This is a genomic window from Streptomyces qaidamensis (assembly GCF_001611795.1).
In the GTDB taxonomy this organism is placed as follows: domain Bacteria; phylum Actinomycetota; class Actinomycetes; order Streptomycetales; family Streptomycetaceae; genus Streptomyces; species Streptomyces qaidamensis.
The window spans coordinates 4,644,733-4,667,327 of the sequence record NZ_CP015098.1 but is presented as its reverse complement, the minus strand read 5'-3'; the positions used below and the strand labels follow the sequence as shown (position 1 = coordinate 4,667,327).

Genomic DNA, 22,595 nt, shown 5'->3' with positions numbered 1-22,595 from the left:
GGCGTCCGACGGATCTCCGCTGCGGGTGTCAGACGCCCTGCGGGGTGATCAGCAGGACCTTGCCGACGTGGCTGCTCTCCTCCACCACCCGGTGCGCGGCGGCGGCGTCCCGCATCGGGAGCTCACGGTCGACGACCGGTCGCAGGTGGCCGTCCGCGAACAGCGGCCAGACGTGTTCGCGGACGGCCGCGACGATGGCCGTCTTCTCCTCCTTGGGCCGGGCACGCAGGGACGTCGCGCTGATCGCGGCGCGCTTGGCCAGCAGGGCGCCGATGTTCAGCTCGCCCTTGACGCCGCCCTGCATGCCGATGATCGCGAGGCGGCCGTTGACGGCCAGGGCCTTGACGTTGCGCTCCAGGTACTTGGCGCCCATGTTGTCGAGGATGACATCGGCACCGGCGCCGTCCGTCGCCGTCCTGACCTCCTCGACGAAGTCCTGCTCGCGGTAGTTGACCAGGATGTCGGCGCCCAGCTCGGCACACGCCCGGAGCTTCTCCTTCGTACCGGCCGTCACGGCCACCCGCGCGCCTACGGCCTTGGCCAGCTGGATGGCCATCGTGCCGATGCCGCTGGACCCGCCGTGCACGAGGAGTGTCTCGCCGGGCCGCAGGTGGGCGACCATGAAGACGTTCGACCAGACGGTGCAGGCCACCTCGGGCAGCGCCGCCGCCTCGGTCAGACCGACCCCCTCGGGCACGGGCAGCAGCTGCCCCGCCGGGACGGCCACCTTCTCGGCGTAGCCGCCGCCGGAGAGCAGCGCGCACACCTCGTCGCCGACGTTCCACCCGGAGACGCCGGTGCCGATCCCGGCGATCCGCCCGGAGCATTCCAGACCGGGGTAGGGGGACGCGCCGGGCGGCGGTTCGTAGAAGCCCTGCCGCTGCAGGATGTCGGCCCGGTTGACGGCGCCGGCCGCCACCTCGACCAGGACCTCGCCCTCGCCGGGCACGGGATCGGGGACCTCGTCCCAGACCAGCGCCTCGGGCCCACCAGGTTCGGGAATCGTGATCGCATGCATGCAAGGGACCGTACCCCTCGGTCCCCGGACCGAGTCCGCTCCGTCCCCGGGTCCGCTGCGGCTACGCCTTTGGTCCGGTCCCGGCGAAAACCCGGGTGCGGGACCGATGAGTTTGCGCGACCGTAAAGGTCTTTCCATGCGTAGCCCAAGCACGCGGAAGGACCTGAAGCATGAGCACCCAGACGTCCGGCCTGGCGATCGAGACCGCGGGCCTGGTGAAAACGTTCGGCGAGACGAAGGCCGTGGACGGAGTCGACCTGGCCGTGCCCGCGGGCACGGTCTACGGCGTCCTCGGCCCGAACGGCGCCGGCAAGACCACCACCGTGAAGATGCTCGCCACACTCCTGCGGCCGGACGGCGGCGAGGCGCACGTCTTCGGCCACGACGTCGTCCGCGAGGCGGACGAGGTACGCGGCCGGGTGAGCCTCACCGGCCAGTACGCGTCGGTGGACGAAGACCTCACCGGCACCGAGAACCTGGTCCTGCTCGGCCGGCTCCTCGGACACCACAAGAAGTCCGCCCGCGAACGCGCCGGCCTGCTCCTGGAGGCCTTCGGACTCTCGGAGGCGGCCGCCAAGCAGGTCAAGCACTACTCCGGCGGCATGCGGCGCCGCATCGACATCGCCGCGTCCATCCTCAACACCCCCGACCTGCTCTTCCTCGACGAGCCGACGACCGGTCTGGACCCGCGCAGCCGCAACCAGGTCTGGGACATCGTGCGGGCCGTGGTCGCCCAGGGCACCACGGTGCTGCTGACCACGCAGTATCTGGACGAGGCCGACCAGCTGGCGTCCCGGATCGCCGTCATCGACCGCGGCAGAGTGATCGCCGAGGGCACCAAGGGCGAGCTGAAGTCGTCCGTCGGCGCCGGATCCGTCCATCTGCGCCTACGAGATCCCGCACAGCGTGATCTCGCGGCCGGCCTGCTGCGCCGCGCCCTCGACGCACAGGTGCAGCCGGAGCCCGACCCGGTGGCCCTCACCGCCCGCCTCGCCACGGCGGCCGGCGACGACTCCGCCGCCGAGCAGGCCTCCCGCGCCCTGGGGGAGCTGGCCCGCGCCGGGATCACCGTCGACAACTTCTCGCTGGGCCAGCCCAGCCTCGACGAGGTGTTCCTCGCTCTCACCGGGCACGACACGCACGACTCCACCGACCGCTCCGACGACCCGAAGGACGAGGTGGCGGCATGAGCGCCGCGGCGACCACCGAGAGCAAAGAGCTCGCCCCGGTCAGCGCCGAGTCCCTCGCCGCGCTGCTCGTCTCCAAGGAACGGCCGCCGCGGCCCAGCGCGTGGTCGGCCTCGATGACCTTCGGCTGGCGGGCGATCCTCAAGATCAAGCACGTGCCGGAGCAGCTCTTCGACGTCACTGCGTTCCCGATCATGATGGTGCTGATGTACACGTACCTGTTCGGCGGGGCGCTGGCCGGCTCGCCGAAGGAGTACATCCAGTTCCTGCTGCCGGGCATCCTCGTGATGTCGGTCGTGATGATCACGATGTACACGGGTGTCTCCGTGAACACCGACATCGAGAAGGGCGTGTTCGACCGGTTCCGCAGCCTGCCGATCTGGCGGCCGTCGACGATGGTCGGCTATCTGCTCGGTGACGCCCTGCGGTACACGATCGCGTCGGTCGTGATGCTCACCGTCGGCATGATCCTCGGCTACCGGCCGGACGGCGGCATCGCGGGTGTGCTCGCCGGGATCGCCCTGCTGGTGGCCTTCTCGTTCGCCTTCTCGTGGATCTGGACGATGTTCGGGCTGATGCTGCGCACCGAGAAGTCGGTGATGGGCGTCAGCATGATGGTGATCTTCCCGCTCACCTTCCTGTCCAACGTGTTCGTGGACCCGAAGACGATGCCGGGCTGGCTCCAGGCGTTCGTGAACAACAGCCCCATCACCCACCTGGCGTCGGCGGTGCGCGGTCTGATGGGCGGCGACTGGCCGGCCGACGAGGTCGCCTGGTCGCTGGGCTGGGCCGGGCTGTTCGTGGCGGTCTTCGGGCCGGTCACGATGCGGCTGTACAACCGGAAGTAGCGGATCTCCGGGCTTCGCCGGCCGTCCCGCACCGGGTGGTGCGCGGCGGCCGGCGTGCTTCCGCCCTGTTCTCAGGTGTTGCGGGGCATCGGGGGCATCGGCCGGATGTCGGGCGCGACCTGGGTGCCCGGGGTCTTGCGCACGATCGTGATGAGCCGGTCGGTCAGCTCCAGTCTCCCGACGGCCGGATCGTCGTAGCCGAGGACCCGGTGACCGCGTATGACGCTCACGACCAGGTCGGCGAGCTCCCGCGGCGTCTTGCCCACCTCGGCCTTGACGACCGGCCGTTCGACGAGGTCGAGCCCGGTGCCCTGCTGGATGAGGTCCTCCAGCACCATGCCCGCGGAGGGGCTCAGCACGGAGAGGCCGAGCAGCCGGCCGGCGGCGCTGGCGCTGGTGATGACCGCGTCGGCCCCGGACTGCTTGAGCAACGGCGCGTTCTCCTCCTCCCGCACCGCCGCCACGATCTTCGCCCCGCGGTTGAGCTGCCGGGCCGTCAGCGTCACCAGGACCGCTGTGTCGTCGCGCTGTGTCGCGATGATGATCTGGCGGGCCTTGTGCACCTCGGCCCGCTTCAGCACCTCGCTGCGGGTCGCGTCCCCGACGATGCCCGCGTAGCCCTCGGCGGTCGCGGCGTCGACCACCTTGGAACTGGGGTCGACCACGACGACCTGCTCCTTCTTCAGGCCCGTCGCGCAGACGGTCCGGATCGCCGATCTGCCCTTCGTGCCGAAGCCGATGACAACGGTGTGATCGCGCAACGTGGACCTCCAGCGGGTCAGTCGCCACTCCTCCCGGGTGCGTTCGGTGAGGGCTTCGAGGGTGGTGCCGACCAGGATGATCAGGAACAGCACGCGCAGGGGCGTGATGACGAGGATGTTGGTGAGCCGAGCGGCGTCGCTGGCCGGCGCGATGTCACCGTAGCCGGTGGTGGAGAGGGTGACGGTCGCGTAGTAGAAGGCGTCGAGAAGGTCGACGCCATCGCCCGCGTTGTCGTTGTAGCCGTCCCGGTCGGCGTAGACGATCAGCGCGGTCGCGACGAGCACCAGCAGGGCGATGGAGAGCCGCTTGGCGACCTGGCGGAACGGGTGCTCCACCACCTTCCTCGGGAGTTTCACCCGATGGGTCACCAGATGCTCGTCGGCCTGTCGGGCGATCGCGTCCTGGCCCGGAAGTTTCACGTGAAACACACCCCGATTCCTCCGGACGCCCAGGGCAGGTCGAGCAGTTCCGCCTCCTGCCCCGAACGTGCGCCGCCCGGCGGTACGACGGCCAGCGCGTCGGCCGCCGCGATGCCGCGCAGCATGGCGGGGCCGTTGTAGTGCAGCGGCACGGCCTCGTCACCGCGCAGGACGACGGGGACCAGCCGGGTGTCGTGCGGATGCCCGTGCACGGCGTCCCGGAGCGGCAGCGTGTACGGCTCCGGGGCCGGGCGGGCCGCGAGGATCCGCAGCAGCGGCTCGGCGAGCGTCAGCAGGCCGGAGACGGCGGCGAGCGGATTGCCCGGCAGGCCGACGAGGTGCTGGGTCTCCTTGGTGCGGGCCAGCAGCATGGGGTGGCCCGGGCGCACCGCGACGCCGTCGACGAGGAGTTCGGCGCCGATCCTGCGCAGGGTGGGGTGGACGTGGTCGACAGGGCCGGCCGCGGTGCCACCGGTGGTGAGGAGGACGTCGGCGTCGCAGGTGGTGACGGCTTCGTGCAGGGCGTCGGCGTCGTCGCGGATGCGCCGGACGGCGGTGACCTCGGCGCCGAGCGCCCGCAGCCACGGCGGCAGCATGGGGCCGAGCGCGTCCCGGATCAGGCCGTCGTGCGGCAGGCCCTGGGTGAGCAACTCGTCGCCGAGGACGAGGACCTCGACGCGGGCCCGGGGGACCGCGGTGACGGTGTCGTAGCCGGCCGCCGCCGCCAGCCCGAGAACGGCCGGGGTGACGAGGGTGCCGGCGGCGAGGAGCTGATCGCCGGTGCGGCACTCCTGGCCGCGCGGGCGGATGTCCTGGCCGGGGACGACGTCCCTGGTCGCGGACAGGCGGCCCTTGTCGTCGGTGCGGCCGTGTTCGCTGCGCAGGACGGCGGTGGTGTCCGGGGGGATGCGCGCGCCGGTGGCGATCCGCACGGCCTCACCGTCGGTGAGGGATACAGGGGCGGCGGGCCCGGCGAGGACGCCCTCGTCCCGTACGTGCCAGGGAGCGGGGCCGCAGACCGCCCAGCCGTCCATCGCCGAGGTGTCGAAGGAGGGAAGGTCGGTGAGGGCGTCGAGCGGGGCGGCGAGGGTCATGCCGAGGGCGGTGTCGAGGGGTACGGAGACGGGGGCCCGGCGGGCGGCCCGGGTGGCGTGGCGGCCGGCGCGTTCCGCGAGGGCCCGGGCCTCGGGCCAGCCGGTGGCGCGGTGGCGGGTGTCGGGCCGGGCGGACGGGTCCGGCCCGTGGGCGGGGCGGGCGCTGTCCGTCCCGCCTCGTGCTGCCGGGTCGGGCAGGTGACTGCCGTTGCTGTTCCTCACGAGGGCGAGCACCTCCTCGACGTCGAGGTCCTCGGCGTCCTCACCGGCACGGGCGCCGTGCGGCGTCATCCGGCGTCCGGGCGGGTGTCGGGGGTGGCGTCGGGGGCGACATCGCCCTGCGCGGGCTGCTGCCCCTCGCCGGAGGGCCGGTCCTCGGCGGTGCTCTCCCGGGCCCAGCGGGCGGCGAGGGCCTCGGCCTTGCGGGCGGCCTCGGCGACGGCCTCGGGGCCGCCGCCGGCCTGCGCGGCCGCGTAGCCGACGAGGAAGGTGGTCAGCGGCGCCGCGGGCCGGTCCACCCCGTGGGCGGCGACGCGGGCGAGGTCGAGCAGGCCCCGGGTGTCGACAGCGAGGTCGATCCCCAGTTCGTCCTTGACGGCGGAAATCCATTCATCCAACACGTGCCCATGCTCCCTGATACGTGCCCTGGCGGTGGCGATGTCGTCCCAGGTGTCGCAGTCGAAGGACGCGACGGGGTCGGAGATGCGGGTGAGATCCAGCTCGGCGGTGAGCCGCCGCAGGGGCAGACCGGCGAGGGCGCCGTGCCGGCCGGAGAGGAGCGCGAGTTCCTCACGCAGCCGCGGCGCCCGGTAGGCGGCCACGAGGGGCTGGTCACGGCCGCTCGGGTCGGTCAGCAGCACGCCGTCGCAGCCGCTCGCCCGCAGCGTGCTCAGCATGCGGTCCACGGTCGGCTCGTGCAGGAACGGCAGGTCGGCGGAGAGCACCACGACGTGTTCGGCGGTGGTGTGGCGGAGCCCGGCGTCCAGGGCGGCGAGCGGCCCGCCGCCGGGCGGGTCCTCGCGGGCCCAGGTCACGGGCCGTGCGGTCGGGCGGGGCGCGGCGACCACGACGGTGGTGCGGGCGGTGGCGCAGGCCGCGAGTACCCGGTCGAGCAGGGGGCGCCCGCCCACCCGCACGCCGGGCTTGTCCGTGCCGCCCAGGCGCCGGGCGGCACCGCCGGCGAGCACGACGGCGTCGTACCGGGCGGGGCCAGCCCCGTGCGCGGGGCCGGTCTCGGCGCCTGGTTCGCCGGGGTGCTGGTACGCGGTCACCCCCCGAGTATGCGTGCCCCCGCGATCACACGGAACGCGGGGGAAGCGACGCGATCACGAACGCCGGCTCGGACGAGGAACAGGAATCACAGCGTCCGCAGCAGCACCGCCGGCTGTTCCACGCAGTCCGCGACGTACCGCAGGAAACCGCCCGCCACGCCGCCGTCGCACACCCGGTGGTCGAAGGTGAGCGACAGCTGGACGACCTGCCGTACCGCCAGCTCGCCCTCGTGCACCCACGGCTTGGGGACGATGCGGCCGACGCCGAGCATCGCGGCCTCGGGGTGGTTGATGATCGGAGTGGAGCCGTCGACGCCGAAGACGCCGTAGTTGTTCAACGTGAACGTCCCGCCGGTGAGTTCGCCCGGCGTGAGCGTCCCCGTCCGGCCCGCCTCGGTCAGCCGGGCGAACTCGGCGGTCAGCGACTCGGCGTCGCGTGCGTGTGCGTCCCGTACGACCGGGACGACCAGGCCCCGGTCGGTCTGCGCCGCGAAGCCCAGGTGCACGTGGCCGAACCGGACGACCTCCCTGGCCTCGGCGTCCACCGTGGAGTTGAGCTCGGGGAAGCGGGCGAGGGCCGCGGTGCAGATCCGGGCCAGCAGGGCGAGGAGGGAGATCTTCGGTCCGCCGGCCGCGTTCATGGCCGTGCGCGCCCGCATCAGCTCTGTGGCGTCGGCGTCCACCCAGCAGGTGGCGTCCGGGATCTCGCGGCGACTGCGCGCCAGTTTGTCGGCGACGGCGCCCCGGATGCCCTTGAGCGGGGTACGGATCTCGGCGGGGGCCGCTGTCGCCGGGGACGCCGACGCGGGGGCCGGGCTCGGTGTCTGCGGCACGGGCGGGTGCGGTTCGGCCGCCGGCGCCGCCGTGGCGCCCCGGCCGGCGGCGCGCAGGGCGTACTCCACGTCCGCCCGCAGGATCAGCCCGTCGGGGCCGGAGCCGGTCAGCTCCCGCAGGTCCAGGCCGTTCTGCCGGGCCAGCCGGCGCACCAGGGGCGAGATCACGGGGACGGGCCCGTCCTGCGTGGCCAGGCCGCCCGCCTGCCCGTTGGCCGCCGCCGCGGCGCCCGCGGCCTGCGCGTTCACCGGGGCAGCGGTGGCTTCGGCCCGTCCGTTCGCCGCCCCGGCGGCACCGGCCTGCCCGGCTGTCGCGGACGCGCCGGACACCGGCCGCTCCTGCCGGACCCGGCGGCGCCGCGCGGGTGCCTCGGAGGTGCCGTACCCGACCAGGACGTTGCCCGAGCCCCCGGTGCCGGTGTCGCCGGTGCCGGCGGCGGGCTTCTCCCCCACCGCCACCGTGATCAGCGGTGCCCCGACGGGCAGTTCCGTGCCCTCCTCGCCGAAGCGGGCCGTGACCACGCCGCCGTAGGGGCACGGCACCTCGACCATCGCCTTGGCCGTCTCGACCTCGACGACCGGCTGGTCGATCGCGACCACGTCGCCGACCTCGACCAGCCAGCGCACGATCTCCGCCTCGGTGAGCCCCTCCCCGAGGTCGGGCAGCTTGAACTCCAACACCTGTGCCATCAGCTCTCGGCCTCCCACTGCAGGCGCCCCACGGCGTCCAGGATCCGGTCCACGCCGGGCAGGTGGTGGCGCTCCAGCATCGGTGGCGGGTACGGGATGTCGAACCCGGCCACGCGCAGCACCGGCGCTTCCAGGTGGTGGAAGCAGCGCTCCGTGATCCGGGCCGCGATCTCACCGCCCGGACCCGCGAAGGAGCCCGACTCGTGGACGACGACCGCGCGCCCCGTCCGCCGTACCGAGGCGCACACCGTCTCGTCGTCGAACGGCACCAGGGAGCGCAGGTCGACGACTTCGAGGTCCCAGCCCTCGGCCCGGGCCGCCTCGGCCGCCTCCATGCAGACGGGTACGGACGGCCCGTACGTGATGAGCGTGGCGCTCCGGCCCGGGCGCCGCACCACCGCGCGGCCGATGGGTTCAACGGGCGCGGGCTCCTCGGGGTTCCAGGAGTCCTTCGACCAGTACAGCCGCTTCGGCTCCAGGACGACGACCGGGTCGTCGGAGGCGATGGCGGCGCGCAGCAGCCCGTAGGCGTCGGCGACGGTGGCGGGCGTGACGACGTGGAGCCCCGGAGTCGCCATGTAGTACGCCTCGGAGGAGTCGCTGTGGTGCTCGACGCCGCCGATGCCGCCGCCGTAGGGGACGCGGATGGTGATCGGCAGGGGCATCTTGCCGCGGGTGCGGTTGCGCGTGCGGGCCACGTGCGAGATGAGCTGCTCGAACGCCGGGTAGGCGAACGCGTCGAACTGCATCTCCACGACCGGTCGCAGGCCGTACATGGCCATGCCGACGGCGGTGCCGAGGATGCCCGCCTCGGCGAGCGGGGTGTCCGTGCACCGGTCCTCGCCGAACTCCTTGGCGAGTCCGTCGGTGACGCGGAAGACGCCGCCGAGGGTGCCGACGTCCTCGCCCATGACGTGCACGGCGGGGTCGGCGGCCATGGCGTCGCGCAGCGCGCGCGTGAGGGCCTGCGCCATGGTGGCCGGCTTGACGGCGACGGTGGTCATCGGTGCGTGCCGCCTTCCGGCTCGGTGTCGGCCTCGGCCGCCAGCTCGGCCCGCAGCTGGTCCTGCTGCTCGCGCAGGTGCGGGGTGGGCTCGGCGTAGACGTGGGCGAAGAGGTCCATGGGGTCCAGGGCCGGGTCCTGGTTCATGTGCTCGCGCAGGGCCGCGGCCATGGTCTCGGCGTCCTGGCGGGCGGCCTCGATGCCGGCCTCGTCGAGCAGGCCCCGCCCGGTCAGCTCGCGCTCCAGCAGCTGGATGGGGTCGTGTTCGCGCCAGGTCTCGACCTCGGCGTCGCCGCGGTAGCGGGTCGCGTCGTCGGCGTTGGTGTGGGCGTCGACGCGGTAGGTGATCGCCTCGACGAGGGTGGGGCCGCCGCCCGCGCGGGCGTGGCGTACGGCGTCGGCGAGCACCTCGTGCACCGCGGCGGCGTCGTTGCCGTCGACCAGGCGGCCGGGCATGCCGTAGCCGACGGCCTTGTGGGCCAGCGACGGGGCCGCGGTCTGCTTGGCGAGCGGGACGGAGATCGCGAAGCCGTTGTTCTGCACGAGGAAGACGACCGGCGCCTGCCAGACGGCGGCGAAGTTCAGCGCCTCGTGGAAGTCGCCCTCGCTGGTGCCGCCGTCGCCGACCATGGCCAGCGCGACCACGTCGTCGCCCTTGAGGCGGGCGGCGTGGGCGAGGCCCACGGCGTGCGGCAGCTGGGTGGCGAGGGGGGTGCACAGGGGTGCGACCCGGTGCTCGTAGGGGTCGTAGCCGGTGTGCCAGTCGCCGCGCAGCAGCGTGAGCGCCTCCACCGGGTCCACGCCGCGGGCGACCACGGCGAGGGTGTCGCGGTAGCTGGGGAAGAGCCAGTCCTGCTCCTTCAGCACCAGCGCGGCGGCGACCTCGCAGGCCTCCTGGCCGGTGGTGGAGGGGTAGACCGCGAGACGGCCCTGCTTGGTGAGGGCGGTGGCCTGCGTGTTGTAGCGGCGGCCCTTCACCAGCTGCGCGTACAGCGTCCTCAGCAGCTCGGGGTCGGCCTTCGCGGCCGCCTCGGTGCCGAGGACGCGGTACGGCTCGGCGTCGGGCAGCAGCGGCGCGGGATCCGTCCGGGGCTGCCAGGCGGGCGGCGGGGTCGGCTTGTACGCGCCCCGCTGCTCCATGACCGTCATGACGGCACCTCCTCGTGGGAGCGGCTCGAAGAGGCGCGTCGGCTGTGACCCGCCTCACCTACCGATTGTTCGGTCGACGGCACAATTTGGCTATGGGTGGCCTCAGGCTGTGGACAAACGGTTCTCCACAGCCTGAGATGGACGCAGTACGTCCATGGTAGGGAGGTCGGCGCAGGTGGCATCTGAACAAATGGCCGAGCGGCAGGACGACGGCGGCGTGCTGCCGCCGCCGCGCCCTCTGGACGCCATAGATCAGGACATCCTGCGCATGCTCCAGGCGGACGGCCGCGCCTCGATACGGTCGGTCGCCGAGCGGGTCCACGTCTCGCGCGCCAACGCCTACGCCCGCATCAACCGGCTCGTCGAGGACGGCGTGATCCGCGGCTTCGGCGCCCGCGTCAACCACGAACGGGCGGGTCAGGGCACGTCCGCGTACATCACGCTGAAGATCGTGCAGAACTCCTGGCGCACGGTGCGCGAGGAGCTCAGACAGCTGCCCGGCGCCTCCCACATCGCTCTGGTCGGCGGCGACTTCGACGTGCTGCTGCTGGTGCACGTGTCCGACAACCGGGCGCTGCGCGAGCTGGTGCTGACCCGGCTCCAGGCGATCCCGCAGGTGCTCAGCACGCGCACGCTGCTGGTGTTCGAGGAGGAGGACCTGGAGCCCCAGGGGTGAGGCCCGCTCCGCGCGTCAGGCGGCCTGGCGCAGGGCCGCGTCAGACGGCCTGGCGCAGGCCCGAGAAGGCCACCTGCACCACCGCGTCGGCCACCTCGCGCTCGTTCATGCCGCGGCCGTCCGGCCGGTACCACTCGACGATCGAGTTGATCATGCCGAAGACCAGCCGGGTCACCAGCCGGACCTCTATGTCGGCCCGCACGTCCCCGTCCGCGGCGGCGGCCTTGAGCAGGTCGGCGACGCGGTGGTCGAAGTCGCGGCGCCGCTCCAGGGCCCACCGCTCGGCGTCGGTGTTGCCCCGCACGCGCAGCAGCAGGGTCACGTAGGGCAGTTCGGCGATGAGCACCTCGACCATGCGCCGCACGACGTACTCCAGGCGGTCGGCGGCACGCCCCACGCGCGCGTGCTCCTCGTCGAGGATCCCGAAGAGCCCGTCCAGGGCCCGGCTCACGGCCCGGCGCAGCAGCTCCTCCTTGCCGGCCACGTGGTGGTAGATCGACGACTTGGAGATGCCGGCCGCCTTGGAGAGGTGCTCCATGGAGGTGCCGTCGTAGCCACGCTCGTTGAACACCTGGACGGCGACGGACAGCAGCGTGTCCGGGGTGTAGGTGTCGCGTTTGGCGGTGGTCATGAGGCAGTGCCTTCCCGCGGGTCGGGGGCGTGGGCGTGGCGGTACAGCGCCAGGGACGGCGCGTAGCGGCCCGAGGGGTCGCGCCGGTGCAGGTCGTCCAGGAGCACGTAGGCCCAGGTGCGGCCGAGGCGGCGGTTCCACTCGAAGGGGCCCAGGGGGTAGTTGACGCCGAGGCGCATCGCGGTGTCGATGTCCTCCTCGGTGGCCACGCCCTTGGCGACGGCGTCGTACGCCAGGTCGATGATCCGCGCGACCGTGCGGGCGACGATCATGCCGGGCATGTCGCCGATGAGGCTGACCCGCTTGCCGAGCGCCTGGAAGAGGCCGGTGGCCTCGGCGAGGGTCTGCGCGGAGGTGTCCTGGGAGGCGGACAGGGCGATCCGGGTCGCCTTGCGGTAGTCCAGGGCGAGGTCGAAGTAGACGAGGTCCCGGAACTCCACGGCGGTCTGCCCGTCGGCGAGGACGAGCCGGCCGCCGCTCGGCAGCAGCAGACACGCCCCCTGGTCCTCGTCGTCGCTCTCGTCACGGACCGGGATGCCCGCCTCGCGGATCAGCGGGAGCAGCTCGGCGGCCGGCCCCAGGCCGCCCTCGGCGACGACGTACGCGGGCGGCTGCCGCCGCTCGGCGGTGTCCGGCTCGGGGCGCTCGGCGCCGTCGCGGTGGTCGTACCAGCCGTGGCCGGTCTTGCGGCCCAGCCGGCCGGACTCGACCAGGCGGCGCTGAGCGAGGGACGGCGTGAAGCGAACGTCGTGGAAGAAGGACTGCCAGACGGACTGCGTGACGGACTCGTTGACGTCCTGGCCGATCAGGTCGGTCAGCTCGAACGCGCCCATCCGGAAGCCGCCCGACTCGCGCAGCACGGCGTCGATGGTGGCCGGGTCGGCGCCCTGCGCCTCGTAGACCGCGAAGGCCTCGGCGTAGAAGGGCCGGGCGATGCGGTTGACGATGAAGCCGGGGGTGTCCGCGCAGGCCACCGGCGTCTTGCCCCAGGCCCGGGCGGTCTCGTACGCGCGCGTGGCGTGGGTGACGTCGGTGGCGAACCCGGAGACGACCTCGACCAGCGGCAGCAGCGGAGCGGGGTTGAAGAAGTGCAGGCCGACGAAGCGGCCGGGGGCGCGCAGGGCGCCGCCGATGGCGGTGACGGACAGCGACGAGGTGTTGGTGGCGAGCAGACAGTCGTCGGAGACGATGCCCTCCAGGTCGCGGAACAGCTCCTGTTTGACGTCCAGCCGCTCCAGGACCGCCTCGACGACCAGGGCGCAGTCGGCGAGCTCGGCGAGGCTCTCGGCGGGCAGCAGCCGGGCGCGGGCGGCGTCCCGGTCGGGGCCGGTGAGCCGGTCCTTCTCGACGAGCCGGTCCAGCCGGGCACCGATCGCCTGGGCCGCCGTCCGGGCCCGCCCTGGGACGGTGTCGTACAGCCGTACGGGATGGCCCGCGACCAGCGCGACCTGGGCGATTCCCTGGCCCATGGTGCCGGTGCCGACGACGGCCACGGGGCTGCTGAGGTCGAGTGCTGTCATGTGCGCGATCCTCCCGCACGGGGTTTTCCACAGATGCGGCGGACCCCCTTGAACCGACCGATCGTTCGGTTACTCTAGCTCTGTCCGAGTGTTCCTGCCCAGGTTTCTGCCCAGGTCATGAACTCGACGAGGAGTTCTTGAGACGAGGAGTTGGTCACCCATGACCGCCGCACTCTCGGCGCACGAGCTGATCGCCCGGCACCGGTCCACCCTCGACCAGGCGCTGGAAGCGATCCGCACGCGCGCGTACTGGTCCCCGCACCCCGAGCACCCGAAGGCCTACGGGGAGAACGGCAGCCTGGACGCGGCGGCGGGCAAGGCCGCCTTCGACGCCCTGCTCGGCTCCCGCCTCGACCTCGGCCAGCCGGGCACGGACGACTGGGTGGGCGGCGAGACGTCCCCCTACGGCGTCGACCTCGGCGTGACGTACCCGCACGCGGACCTCGACGTGCTGCTGCCCGCCATGAAGGCCGGACAGCGGGCCTGGCGGGACGCGGGAGCGGAGCAGCGCGCGGTGGTCTGCCTGGAGATCCTCAAGCGCATCAGCAACCGGACGCACGAGTTCGCACACGCGGTCATGCACACCTCCGGCCAGGCGTTCATGATGGCGTTCCAGGCGGGCGGGCCGCACGCTCAGGACCGCGGCCTGGAAGCCGTGGCCTACGCGTACGTGGAGCAGGTACGCACGCCCGACAACGCCGAGTGGTCCAAGCCCCAGGGCAAGCGCGACCCGCTGGCCATGAACAAGCAGTTCACGCCGGTCCCGCGCGGCATCGCCCTGATGATCGGCTGCAACACCTTCCCCACGTGGAACGGCTACCCCGGCCTGTTCGCCTCCCTCGCCACCGGCAACGCCGTCCTGGTCAAGCCCCACCCGCGCGCGGTGCTGCCGCTCGCGCTCACCGTGCAGGTCGCGCGCGAGGTGCTCACCGAGGCCGGCTTCGACCCGAACCTCGTCGCCCTGGCCGCCGAACGCCCCGGCGAGGGCATCGCCAAGACGCTCGCGCTGCGCCCCGAGATCCGCATCATCGACTACACGGGCTCGACCGACTTCGGCGACTGGCTGGAGGCCAACGCCCGCCAGGCGCAGGTCTACACGGAGAAGGCCGGCGTCAACACGGTCGTCGTCCACTCCACGTCCGACTACAAGGGCATGCTCTCCAACCTGGCGTTCTCGCTGTCCCTGTACAGCGGCCAGATGTGCACCACCCCGCAGAACCTGCTGGTCCCCCGCGAGGGCATCTCCACGGACCAGGGTCCCAAGTCCTACGACGAGGTCGTCGCGGATCTCGCCAAGTCCGTGGACGGCCTGCTGGGCGACGACGCCCGGGCGAACGCGCTGCTCGGCGCGATCGTCAACCCGGACGTGAAGGCCCGCCTGGAGGCCGCCGCTGGGCTGGGCGAAGTCGCCCTGGCCTCACGTGAGATCACCAACCCGGACTTCCCGGGGGCCGTCGTCCGCACGCCGGTGATCGTCAAGCTGGACGGCGCCAAGCCGGACGACGAGGCCGCTTACATGAGCGAGTGCTTCGGGCCGGTGTCCTTCGCCGTGGCGGTCGACTCGGCCGCCGACGCGGTGGAGCTGCTGCGGCGGACCGTCCGGGAGAAGGGCGCGATGACCGTCGGGGCGTACACGACCGACGCGGAGGTCGAGCGGGACGTGCAGGAAGCCTGCCTGGAGGAGGCGGCGCAGCTGTCGCTGAACCTCACGGGCGGGGTGTACGTCAACCAGACGGCCGCGTTCTCCGACTTCCACGGGTCGGGTGGCAACCCGGCGGCGAGTGCGGCGCTGTGTGACGGGGCGTTCGTCGCCAACCGGTTCCGGGTGGTCGAGGTGCGCAGGGACGCCTAGGAGCTCGGGAGTGCGGTCGCCTGCGCGGGTGCCTGGAGTGCGGTCGCCTGCGCGGGTGCCTGGAGTGCGGTCGCCTGCGCGGGTGCCGGTGCGTTGTGGTTACTCGCGCAGTGCCCCGCGCCCCTGGAGGGGCGCGCCGCAGCTCCAGTGGTACAGCGTCATCGCCACGCTCGTCGCCAGGTTGTAGCTGCTGACCTGGGGGCGCATCGGGAGGGACAGAAGATGGTCGGCCCGGGCACGCAGCTCGGCCGACAGACCCGTGCGCTCGGAGCCGAACGCGAGGACGGCGTCGTCCGGGAGTTTGACGCCCCGGATGTCGTCGCCCTCCGGGTCCAGGGCGAACAGCGGGCCGGGCGGCAGCTCGTCGGCTGTCAGCCGCTCCACCGTCGTCGCGAAGTGCAGACCCGCCCCGCCTCGCACGACCGTCGGGTGCCAGGGGTCGACCGTCCCGGTGGTCACCACACCGGTCGCCCCGAATCCGGCGGCCAGGCGGATCACCGCCCCCGCGTTGCCCAGGTTGCGCGGGTTGTCGAGGACCACGACCGGGGCCGTGCGGGGCGTGTGGGACAGCTTGGCGAGGCTGGTCTCGCGCGAGGGCCGTACCGCCAGCGCGGCCACCGCCGTCGGGTGCGGGCGCGGCACGAGCGACGTGTACGTCCCGTACGGCACCTCCGTCAGCAGCCCGGCCAGCGCGTCCCCTACGTCCGGGGCCAGCTCCTCGGCGAGGGCGAGTGCGGCGGCCCGGTCCGCGGTGACCGCCACCGGCACCTCGGCACCGAAGCGCAGCGCGTGCTTGAGGGCGTGGAACCCGTCGAGCAGGACGGTGTCGCCGGCGAGCCGGTGCCAGCGGGTCACGGGGTCGGTCATGTCCCGGAGCCTACGTGCTCGGCCTCGGGGTTCTCCCGGGCACGCTGCCCGGGCAGGGACACCCGCCCGCCCCGGCACGCGAGCCGGTCACGCCCGCGTGCCGCCCGGCCGCCCAGGCGGCGCAGGAAGCCCGTCGGCAGGAACACCGCGTCCGCCGCGATCATCGCCAGCGAGAAGAACGGCAGACCGAGGACCACGGCGATCACGGCGTGCTCGGTCATCATCACCGCCAGCAGGACGTTCTTCACCCGCCGGTTGAACAGGGTGAACGGGAAGGCGACCTGCACGAGGACCGTCCCGTAGGTCACCAGCATCACCATCGTGCCGCTGGCGGACAGCAGATCGGCGAGCGCCGGCCAGGGCGAGAAGTACTCCAGGTGGAGCGGGTAGTAGACAGCGGTGCCGTCCTGCCAGCGGGAGCCCTGGACCTTGTACCAGCCGGCCGTCGCGTAGATCAGGCACGCCTCGGCCATGATCACGAGCAGGGCGCCGTTGTGCACGACGTTGCCGATCACGTCCAGCAGGATCCGCGGCTCCCCGGTCCCGGCCCGCCGCCCGACCAGCCACCACAGGGCCTGCCCCACCCACACCGTCCACAGCAGCGCCGGTATCAGCCAGTCGCCCTGTATCCGGCCGACCAGGGTGACCGCGATCAGCACGGCCCCGAGCACGCCCCACAGGGCCGGGCCGGTCCGGTCCGTGACCCGCTCGCCCCGCGCCCGGGCCGCCCTCTCCCGCACGGCCCGCCGGGCGTCCAGCGACCACACCTGGGCGCACCGCGTGAAGACCAGGTAGATCGACATCAGGTGCAGCACGTTGTCGCCGCCGTCACCCATGAAGACGCTGCGGTTCTGCAGCGACAGCACCCCGGCCATGAACAGCACCGACATGGTGCGGGTGCGCCAGCCCAGCATCAGCAGGGCGCTGGAGAGGACCGCGAGCGCGTAGACGATCTCGAACCAGACCCGGCCGTCCGACCACATCAGCGCGGTGAACGAGCCGTTGGACGCGATCAGCTGCTGGGCCAGATCCCAGCTCCAGGGGCCGTCGGGACCGTACAGCTCGTGGCGGTGGGGGAGCTCGCGGAGCAGGAACAGCAGCCAGGTGGCGCTGAAGCCGATGCGGATGACGGCCGTCTGGTAAGGGCCCAGGGCGGCCTCGGTGACACGCGCGATACCGCCCGAGACCGCCAGCGAGAAGCGGTTCACCGCACCCCTCCCGCGGCCTCGTCATGCGGGAGCTCCCACCATGGCAGCTCCCGGTAGGACGGTGTCGTGGAGACCTTCTCCCGGCTCCACTCGGGCGGCGGCACGTTGCTGGTGCGGGAGCGGACCTGCACCCGCTCGATGACACCGGAGCCCCCGGTCGCGGCCCGAACGGCATCGTCACGGCCGAGGCGCAGCACCATGATCCGGCGCAGATACGACTCCGAGAGCGATCCGCGCAGGCCCACCGGGCGGTTCTCGCCGTCGTGGGTCGCGACGTAGAAGTCCCAGGCGCGGCGCAGTTCGTTCTGCTGGGTGTGGCTGGGCAGCAGGTTGCCGTCGATGGCGAGGCCGTCCTCGGCGGACAGGTCGTACCAGCCGGTGGTCGACGTCACGCCGTCCGGCCCCCGGATCCCGGCGCGGACCTGGATCGAGATGTTCTGCTGGAGCGGGTTCGGCGCGAAGAGCTTCCAGTTCTGCTCGAACTCCGGGTAGATCCAGTCGTCCACGGCCTTGCCGTGCGCCTTGGTGACCGTGTTCGCCGGCGCGACGTGCAGGAACGTCATCCCCAGATGCACACACACCCCGACGGCGACGACCGCGAGCGCCAGGGCGACCGCGATCCGGTAGCGGAGGGAGAGCGCGGCGACCTCGGTACGGGGCTCGCCGAGCGGGTAAGACCCGGAGGGCTCGATCGGCTCGGCGGACTCCGCCGGCGCGCCCCGCTCCTCGGGCGGGACCGGCCGGCTCGGCGCGTCCGGGCCATGCCGGGCGTCCGGGCCCTCGTCGTACGCGTCCATTCCGCCCCGTTCCACGATCCCGGTCCGTCGTTCCGTCCGCCCGGCCACCCGGCCACCCGGCCACCCGGCCGCGAGGGCGTCGTACCGCGCGCGGCACTGCGCGGCGTCGGCACGGGCACGGTACTCAGGACGCCCACCCGGGCACAGCCCCTGTCCGCCGGTCCCGCCGTGGCCGTCACCACACCGCGGAGGCCGACCGTACGGCGAGCTCGACCGGTCGAAACCGCGGTCCCCCTGGTCCACAGGGGACCCCCGCAGGTTATCCACAGGGCGCCCCGCCCGGTCGTCCGTGAGAGTGACACCCTACGGCGCCCGCCCGTACACCCATTCCCTTCTTCTAGAACCTGTTCTATCTTGACGCCCCGTCAGCTCACCGGGATCGCGGAAGGACAGGCACTGTGGACTTCACCTTCACCGAGGAGCAGCAGGCGGCGGCCGAGGCGGCGAGGGGCGTGTTCGCCGGGGTCGCGCCCGACGCCGTGCCCAGCCCGGCCCTCACCCCCGGCGCCGTCGCCGAGACGTACGACCGGGCCCTGTGGGCCACACTCGCCGACGCGGACCTGCTGAGCCTGCTGCTCGACCCCCGGTACGGCGGGGCCGGCCTGGACGCCATCGCGTTGTGCCTGGTGCTTCGGGAGTCAGCGCGGGTCCTGGCCAGGGTGCCCCTGCTGGAGAGCAGCGCGGCAGCGGCGGCCGTCCAGGCCTACGGCGGCGAAGAGGCGAAGAGGGGCCTGCTCGCCCGGGCCGGCAGGGGCGAGACCGTGCTGACCGTCGCCGCGCACGGCCGCACCGGCCACGACCCGGCCGAGCAGGCCGTGACCGCCCGGCAGGACGGCGGCACCTGGGTGCTCGACGGGGTCCAGACCGCGGTGCCGTGGGCCCACGACGCGGACGTCACGCTCGTCCCCGCGCACACCGGGACCGGACGGACCGTGCTGGCCCTGGTGCCGCGCGGCCACGAGGGAACCGCCCTCGCCGAGCAGTTCTCCACCAGCGGCGAGCGGCTCGGCGAACTGCGGCTGGAGTCGGCACGGCTCGCCGCCCGGGACGTCATCGACACCGACGGGGCGTGGGAGTGGCTGCGGGACCTGCTGGCCACCGGGACGTGTGCGCTGGCGCTCGGCCTCGGGGAGCGTGTGCTGCGGATGACCGGGGACTACACAGGCAAGCGTGAGCAGTTCGGTTTCCCCATCGCGACCTTCCAGGCCGTCGCCGTGCAGGCCGCCGACCGCTATATCGACCTGCGCGCCATGGAGGCCACGCTGTGGCAGGCCGCGTGGCGGATCTCCTCCGGGGCCCCGGGCCCGCTGCCCGCCGCCGGAGACGTGGCCGTCGCCAAGATCTGGGCGGCGGAGGGCGTACGCCGGGTCGTGCAGACCGCGCAGCACCTGCACGGCGGCTTTGGCGCCGACGTCGACTACCCCCTGCACCGCTACCACGCCTGGGCCAAGCACCTGGAACTGTCACTCGGCCCGGCCTCGGCCCACGAAGAGGCCCTGGGCGACCTCCTGGCGACCCACCTACTGGCCTGACGAGAACGGGCGGCCCCGGCGGCCTGGGCGGTCCAGGCAGTCCAACGGCCCGGGCGACCTAGTCGGTCAGGTGGCCCATGCGGCCCATGCAGAGCCCATGCGGCCCACGGGCCCACGCGGCCCACGCGGCCCACGCGGCCCACGCGGTCTAGAGGACGAACCCTTCCTGCCCGTCGTCCGTCACGACGGGACGGCCCGCCGCCTCCCACACCTGCATACCGCCGTCGACGTTCACGGCGTCGACGCCCTGCTGGGCCAGATACATCGTGACCTGGGCGGACCGGCCTCCGGAGCGGCAGATCACATGGACCCGGCCGTCCTGCGGGGCGGCCTCGGTCAGCTCGCCGTAGCGGGCGACGAACTCGCTGATGGGGATGTGCAGCGCCCCTTCGGCGTGACCGGCCTTCCACTCGTCGTCCTCCCGGACGTCCAGCAGGAAGTCACCGTCCTTGAGGTCCGCGACCGCGACCGTGGGTACACCAGCTCCAAAACTCATGCGTCCGACGCTACCGGAACCGGCCCGGACCCCGGCCGGGGCACGGCTCAGACCTGGCTCTCGCCCCGGCCCTGGCCTTCTCCTTCGCCGAGCAGCGCGGCCAGCTCCATCTCGCGCTCGGTGACCTGGGCGAGGAGCCCTTGCCCGATCTCGTCCAGGAGCCGGTCCGGGTCGTCCGGGGCCAGCTGGAGCATGTGGCCGATGGCGCTGTCCTCCAGCTCCCTGGCGAGCAGGCCGAGCAGCTCCTTGCGCTGGGCGAGCCATTCGAGCCGGGCGTAGAGCTCCTCGGCACGGCTCGGGCCCCGCTTCAGCTCGGGTCCCTTGGCCCATTCCGCGGCGAGTTCCCGCAGCTCGGCCTCGTCGCCCCGGGCGTAGGCGGCGTTGACCCGCGTGATGAACTCCTCGCGCCGCGCGCGTTCCTTCTCCTCCTGCGCCAGGTCCGGGTGGGCCTTGCGGGCAAGGTCGCGGTACAGCTTGCGGGCCTCCTCGCTGGGGCGGACCCGCTGCGGTGGCCGGACCGGCTGGTCCGTGAGCATCGCGGAGGCCTCTGGGAACAGACCGCTGCCGTCCATCCAGCCGTGCAGCAGATCCTCGACGCCGGGAATTGGGGCGAGCCGCGCCCTGGCCTCCTCCGCCCGCTGCCGGTCCGCGGGGTCGCCGCTGCGGGCGGCTCTGGCTTCCAGGATCCGGGCGTCCAGCTCCTCGAGCCGGGCGTAGATCGGGCCGAGCTTCTGTTCGTGCAGCCGGGAGAAATTCTCGACCTCGACGCGGAAGGTCTCCACCGCGATCTCGTACTCGATCAACGCCTGCTCGGCGGCCCGCACGGCCCGCTCCAGCCGCGCCTCGGGCCGGGCGGCGTCGCCACCATCCTGCTCAGCTTCCGGGGTCGTCACCCGACCAGCCTAGGTGACGGCCCGACCCCGTCCACGCCCCGGAGGGCAGCCCCGGTCGGACGGACCCGGCGGACGGCGCCCCATCCGACGCCCCATCCGACGCCCCATCCGACGTCCCACGAGCCACAGCCATCAGCCCCATCCGGCGATCCCGCAGCCACAGCCCACAACCCGCAGTCTCACAGAACCCGCAACGCGCCACCCGCAGCCGCAGCCGCAGCCGCAGCCGCACGCACCCTCAGCCCTCAGCGCGCACCCGGCACCCGGCACCCGGCACCCCGCATCCCGCGCCACGCACCCGAAAACACGCAGCCTCTACACCCCCACCTCTGCCGCGACCTTCCCCGCCCGTACCCCGGCCACCAGCTCCGCGTGATCCGCCTCCGTCCGGTCCGCGTAGGCCACGGCGAAGTCCGCCATCGCCTCGTCCAGTTCCTCGTTCTTCCCGCAGTACCCGGCGATGAGCCGCGGATCGGCGCTGTGCGCGTGTGCGCGGGCCAGGAGCGCACCGGTCATGCGGCCGTAGTCGTCCATCTGGTCGGCGGCCAGCGCGGCCGGGTCGACGCTGCCCTTGCGGTTGCGGAACTGGCGGACCTGGAAGGGGAAACCGTCGACCGTCGTCCAGCCCAGCAGGTTGTCGCTCACGACCTGCATCCGCTTCTGGCCCATCACGACCCGCCGCCCTTCGTGACCGGCCTCCGGCGCCTCGAAACCGGCCTTCACCAGATGCGGCACCAGCGCCGACGCCCGTGCCTCCTTCACCTGGAGAACCAGCGGCTCGCCCCGGTGGTCGAGGAGCAGCACGACGTAGGACCGGGTGCCGACACTGCCCGTGCCGACGACCCGGAAGGCCACGTCGTGCACCGCGTACCGGGCGAGGAGCGGCAGGCGGTCCTCCTGCAGGGTGCCGGCGTACTCCTCCAGGGACGCCGCCACCGCCGCGGCCTCGGCGTCCGGGACCCGTCGCAGCACCGGCGGGGCGTCGACGAAGCGGCGCCCGCCGTCTTCGGTGGTCTCGGTCGACTTGGCCGCGAAGCGGCCGCTGGTGTTGTGACGGGCCTTCTCGGAGACCCGCTCCAGCGTGCCGAGCAGATCATGGGCGTCCGCGTGGGAGACGAGTTCCTCGTCCGCGATGGCGTTCCACGCGTCCAGCACCGGGAGCCGGGCCAGGAGCCGCATGGTCCTGCGGTAGGCGCCCGCCGCGTCGTACGCCGCCTTGCGGCACTCGTCCTCGTCGGCGCCCGCCACTCGGCCCGCGAGCACCAGGGAGGTCGCGAGACGCTTGAGGTCCCACTCCCAGGGGCCGGACACCGTTTCGTCGAAGTCGTTCAGGTCGATGACCAGGCCGCCGCGCGCGTCGCCGTACAGGCCGAAATTGGCCGCGTGGGCGTCGCCGCAGATCTGGGCCCGGATGCCGGTCATGGGCGTGCGCGCCAGGTCGTACGCCATGAGGCCCGCCGCGCCGCGCAGGAACGCGAACGGGGTGGCGGTCATGCGGCCGACCCGGATCGGGGCCAGCTCAGGCAGCCGCCCGCGGCCGGACTCCTCGACGGCGCTCACCGCGTCGGGCCGGGACGCGTCCAGGTCGAGCATGGCGTGCGCGCTGCGCGGGATCCGCTTGCGCAGGGCCTTGCCCTCGTCCTTGGGCGAGCCCGCGGCCGGCCATTCGGCGAAGCCACGCACCTCGGGCAGCCGGCGTGGCGCCCCTTCCCTCGCCTTGGCCCCGCCCTCGTCCTGAGCTCCAGCCCTGGTCATCCCGACCGCCTCCCCCGCACGCGCACGAACATCAACTCGTGCCGACCGTACAACCGGCGGCCGAAACGCGTCAGACCCTGTGGACAACTCCACA

At 73.0% G+C, this 22,595-nt stretch carries 20 protein-coding genes; 5 read left to right on the top strand and 15 right to left on the bottom strand.

Annotation, left to right across the window (positions count from 1 at the left end; all coding sequences use genetic code 11):
- Positions 1–28: 28 nt before the first annotated feature.
- Positions 29–1,018, bottom strand: coding sequence for an NAD(P)H-quinone oxidoreductase (locus A4E84_RS20730; RefSeq protein ID WP_062928017.1), 990 nt, complete (start codon positions 1,016–1,018; stop codon positions 29–31).
- A 170-nt stretch (positions 1,019–1,188) separates the two neighbouring features.
- On the opposite strand from A4E84_RS20730, the gene A4E84_RS20725 reads away from it, so the two are divergent.
- Positions 1,189–2,208: an ATP-binding cassette domain-containing protein gene (locus tag A4E84_RS20725; RefSeq protein WP_062928016.1), complete on the top strand. Its 1,020-nt coding sequence runs from the start codon at positions 1,189–1,191 to the stop codon at positions 2,206–2,208.
- Positions 2,205–3,053 (top strand): ABC transporter permease, encoded by an 849-nt coding sequence (locus A4E84_RS20720; RefSeq protein ID WP_062928015.1) that lies wholly within the window; start codon positions 2,205–2,207, stop codon positions 3,051–3,053. The genes A4E84_RS20725 and A4E84_RS20720 overlap by 4 nt, the downstream gene beginning before the upstream one ends.
- Positions 3,054–3,124: 71 nt before the next feature.
- On the opposite strand, the gene A4E84_RS20715 is transcribed toward A4E84_RS20720, so the two are convergent.
- From A4E84_RS20715 to pdhA, 6 genes are all read right to left on the bottom strand, one after another.
- Complete coding sequence (locus A4E84_RS20715) at positions 3,125–4,234, bottom strand: potassium channel family protein (protein WP_062928014.1); 1,110 nt, start codon at positions 4,232–4,234, stop codon at positions 3,125–3,127.
- The gene (locus A4E84_RS20710) at positions 4,231–5,619 is read right to left on the bottom strand and encodes a molybdopterin molybdotransferase MoeA (RefSeq protein ID WP_062928013.1); all 1,389 of its coding nucleotides are present in this window, start codon (positions 5,617–5,619) and stop codon (positions 4,231–4,233) included. Before A4E84_RS20710 ends, A4E84_RS20715 begins: the two co-directional genes overlap by 4 nt.
- Positions 5,616–6,599: an NTP transferase domain-containing protein gene (locus tag A4E84_RS20705; protein ID WP_062928012.1), complete on the bottom strand. Its 984-nt coding sequence runs from the start codon at positions 6,597–6,599 to the stop codon at positions 5,616–5,618. The genes A4E84_RS20710 and A4E84_RS20705 overlap by 4 nt, the downstream gene beginning before the upstream one ends.
- A gap of 86 nt (positions 6,600–6,685) precedes the next feature.
- Complete coding sequence (locus tag A4E84_RS20700; RefSeq protein ID WP_062928011.1) at positions 6,686–8,122, bottom strand: dihydrolipoamide acetyltransferase family protein; 1,437 nt, start codon at positions 8,120–8,122, stop codon at positions 6,686–6,688.
- A complete protein-coding gene (locus tag A4E84_RS20695; RefSeq protein ID WP_062928010.1) occupies positions 8,122–9,126 on the bottom strand; it encodes an alpha-ketoacid dehydrogenase subunit beta in 1,005 nt (334 codons plus the stop codon). The genes A4E84_RS20700 and A4E84_RS20695 overlap by 1 nt, the downstream gene beginning before the upstream one ends.
- Complete coding sequence (gene pdhA / locus A4E84_RS20690) at positions 9,123–10,274, bottom strand: pyruvate dehydrogenase (acetyl-transferring) E1 component subunit alpha (protein WP_062928009.1); 1,152 nt, start codon at positions 10,272–10,274, stop codon at positions 9,123–9,125. The genes A4E84_RS20695 and pdhA overlap by 4 nt, the downstream gene beginning before the upstream one ends.
- Before the next feature lie 190 nt (positions 10,275–10,464).
- Here pdhA and A4E84_RS20685 point away from each other — a divergent pair, with 190 nt between their 5' ends.
- Complete coding sequence (locus tag A4E84_RS20685) at positions 10,465–10,950, top strand: Lrp/AsnC family transcriptional regulator (protein ID WP_062928008.1); 486 nt, start codon at positions 10,465–10,467, stop codon at positions 10,948–10,950.
- 40 nt (positions 10,951–10,990) lie between these two features.
- On the opposite strand, the gene A4E84_RS20680 is transcribed toward A4E84_RS20685, so the two are convergent.
- Together A4E84_RS20680 and A4E84_RS20675 are read right to left on the bottom strand one after the other, a co-directional pair.
- The gene (locus A4E84_RS20680; RefSeq protein ID WP_062928007.1) at positions 10,991–11,581 is read right to left on the bottom strand and encodes a TetR/AcrR family transcriptional regulator; all 591 of its coding nucleotides are present in this window, start codon (positions 11,579–11,581) and stop codon (positions 10,991–10,993) included.
- The gene (locus tag A4E84_RS20675; protein ID WP_062928006.1) at positions 11,578–13,101 is read right to left on the bottom strand and encodes a 3-hydroxyacyl-CoA dehydrogenase; all 1,524 of its coding nucleotides are present in this window, start codon (positions 13,099–13,101) and stop codon (positions 11,578–11,580) included. Before A4E84_RS20675 ends, A4E84_RS20680 begins: the two co-directional genes overlap by 4 nt.
- Positions 13,102–13,261: 160 nt before the next feature.
- Here A4E84_RS20675 and paaN point away from each other — a divergent pair, with 160 nt between their 5' ends.
- Positions 13,262–14,953 (top strand): phenylacetic acid degradation protein PaaN, encoded by a 1,692-nt coding sequence (paaN, locus tag A4E84_RS20670; RefSeq protein ID WP_062928005.1) that lies wholly within the window; start codon positions 13,262–13,264, stop codon positions 14,951–14,953.
- 99 nt (positions 14,954–15,052) lie between these two features.
- On the opposite strand, the gene A4E84_RS20665 is transcribed toward paaN, so the two are convergent.
- The 3 genes from A4E84_RS20665 to A4E84_RS20655 are packed head-to-tail and all read right to left on the bottom strand — an operon-like array spanning position 15,053 to position 17,825.
- Positions 15,053–15,820, bottom strand: coding sequence for a TrmH family RNA methyltransferase (locus A4E84_RS20665; RefSeq protein ID WP_062928004.1), 768 nt, complete (start codon positions 15,818–15,820; stop codon positions 15,053–15,055).
- On the bottom strand, positions 15,817–17,028 hold the full coding sequence (locus A4E84_RS20660) for an HTTM domain-containing protein (RefSeq protein WP_062928003.1): 1,212 nt from the start codon (positions 17,026–17,028) through the stop codon (positions 15,817–15,819). The genes A4E84_RS20665 and A4E84_RS20660 overlap by 4 nt, the downstream gene beginning before the upstream one ends.
- Positions 17,025–17,825 carry a DUF5819 family protein gene (locus A4E84_RS20655; RefSeq protein WP_062928002.1) on the bottom strand — a complete coding sequence of 267 codons (801 nt, stop codon included), beginning with the start codon at positions 17,823–17,825 and terminating at the stop codon, positions 17,025–17,027. Before A4E84_RS20655 ends, A4E84_RS20660 begins: the two co-directional genes overlap by 4 nt.
- 398 nt (positions 17,826–18,223) lie before the next feature.
- On the opposite strand from A4E84_RS20655, the gene A4E84_RS20650 reads away from it, so the two are divergent.
- Entirely contained in the window at positions 18,224–19,357 is a 1,134-nt protein-coding gene (locus tag A4E84_RS20650; protein ID WP_062928001.1) for an acyl-CoA dehydrogenase family protein, read from the top strand.
- Between the two features lie 148 nt (positions 19,358–19,505).
- Here the strand turns inward: A4E84_RS20650 and A4E84_RS20645 are convergent, their stop codons facing one another.
- The 3 genes from A4E84_RS20645 to A4E84_RS20635 form a co-directional block, all read right to left on the bottom strand.
- On the bottom strand, positions 19,506–19,853 hold the full coding sequence (locus tag A4E84_RS20645) for a rhodanese-like domain-containing protein (protein WP_062928000.1): 348 nt from the start codon (positions 19,851–19,853) through the stop codon (positions 19,506–19,508).
- Positions 19,854–19,900: 47 nt separating this feature from the next.
- The gene (locus A4E84_RS20640; protein WP_062927999.1) at positions 19,901–20,746 is read right to left on the bottom strand and encodes a hypothetical protein; all 846 of its coding nucleotides are present in this window, start codon (positions 20,744–20,746) and stop codon (positions 19,901–19,903) included.
- A 315-nt stretch (positions 20,747–21,061) separates the two neighbouring features.
- Entirely contained in the window at positions 21,062–22,501 is a 1,440-nt protein-coding gene (locus tag A4E84_RS20635) for a DUF2252 domain-containing protein (RefSeq protein ID WP_062927998.1), read from the bottom strand.
- Between the last annotated feature and the right edge of the window lie 94 nt (positions 22,502–22,595).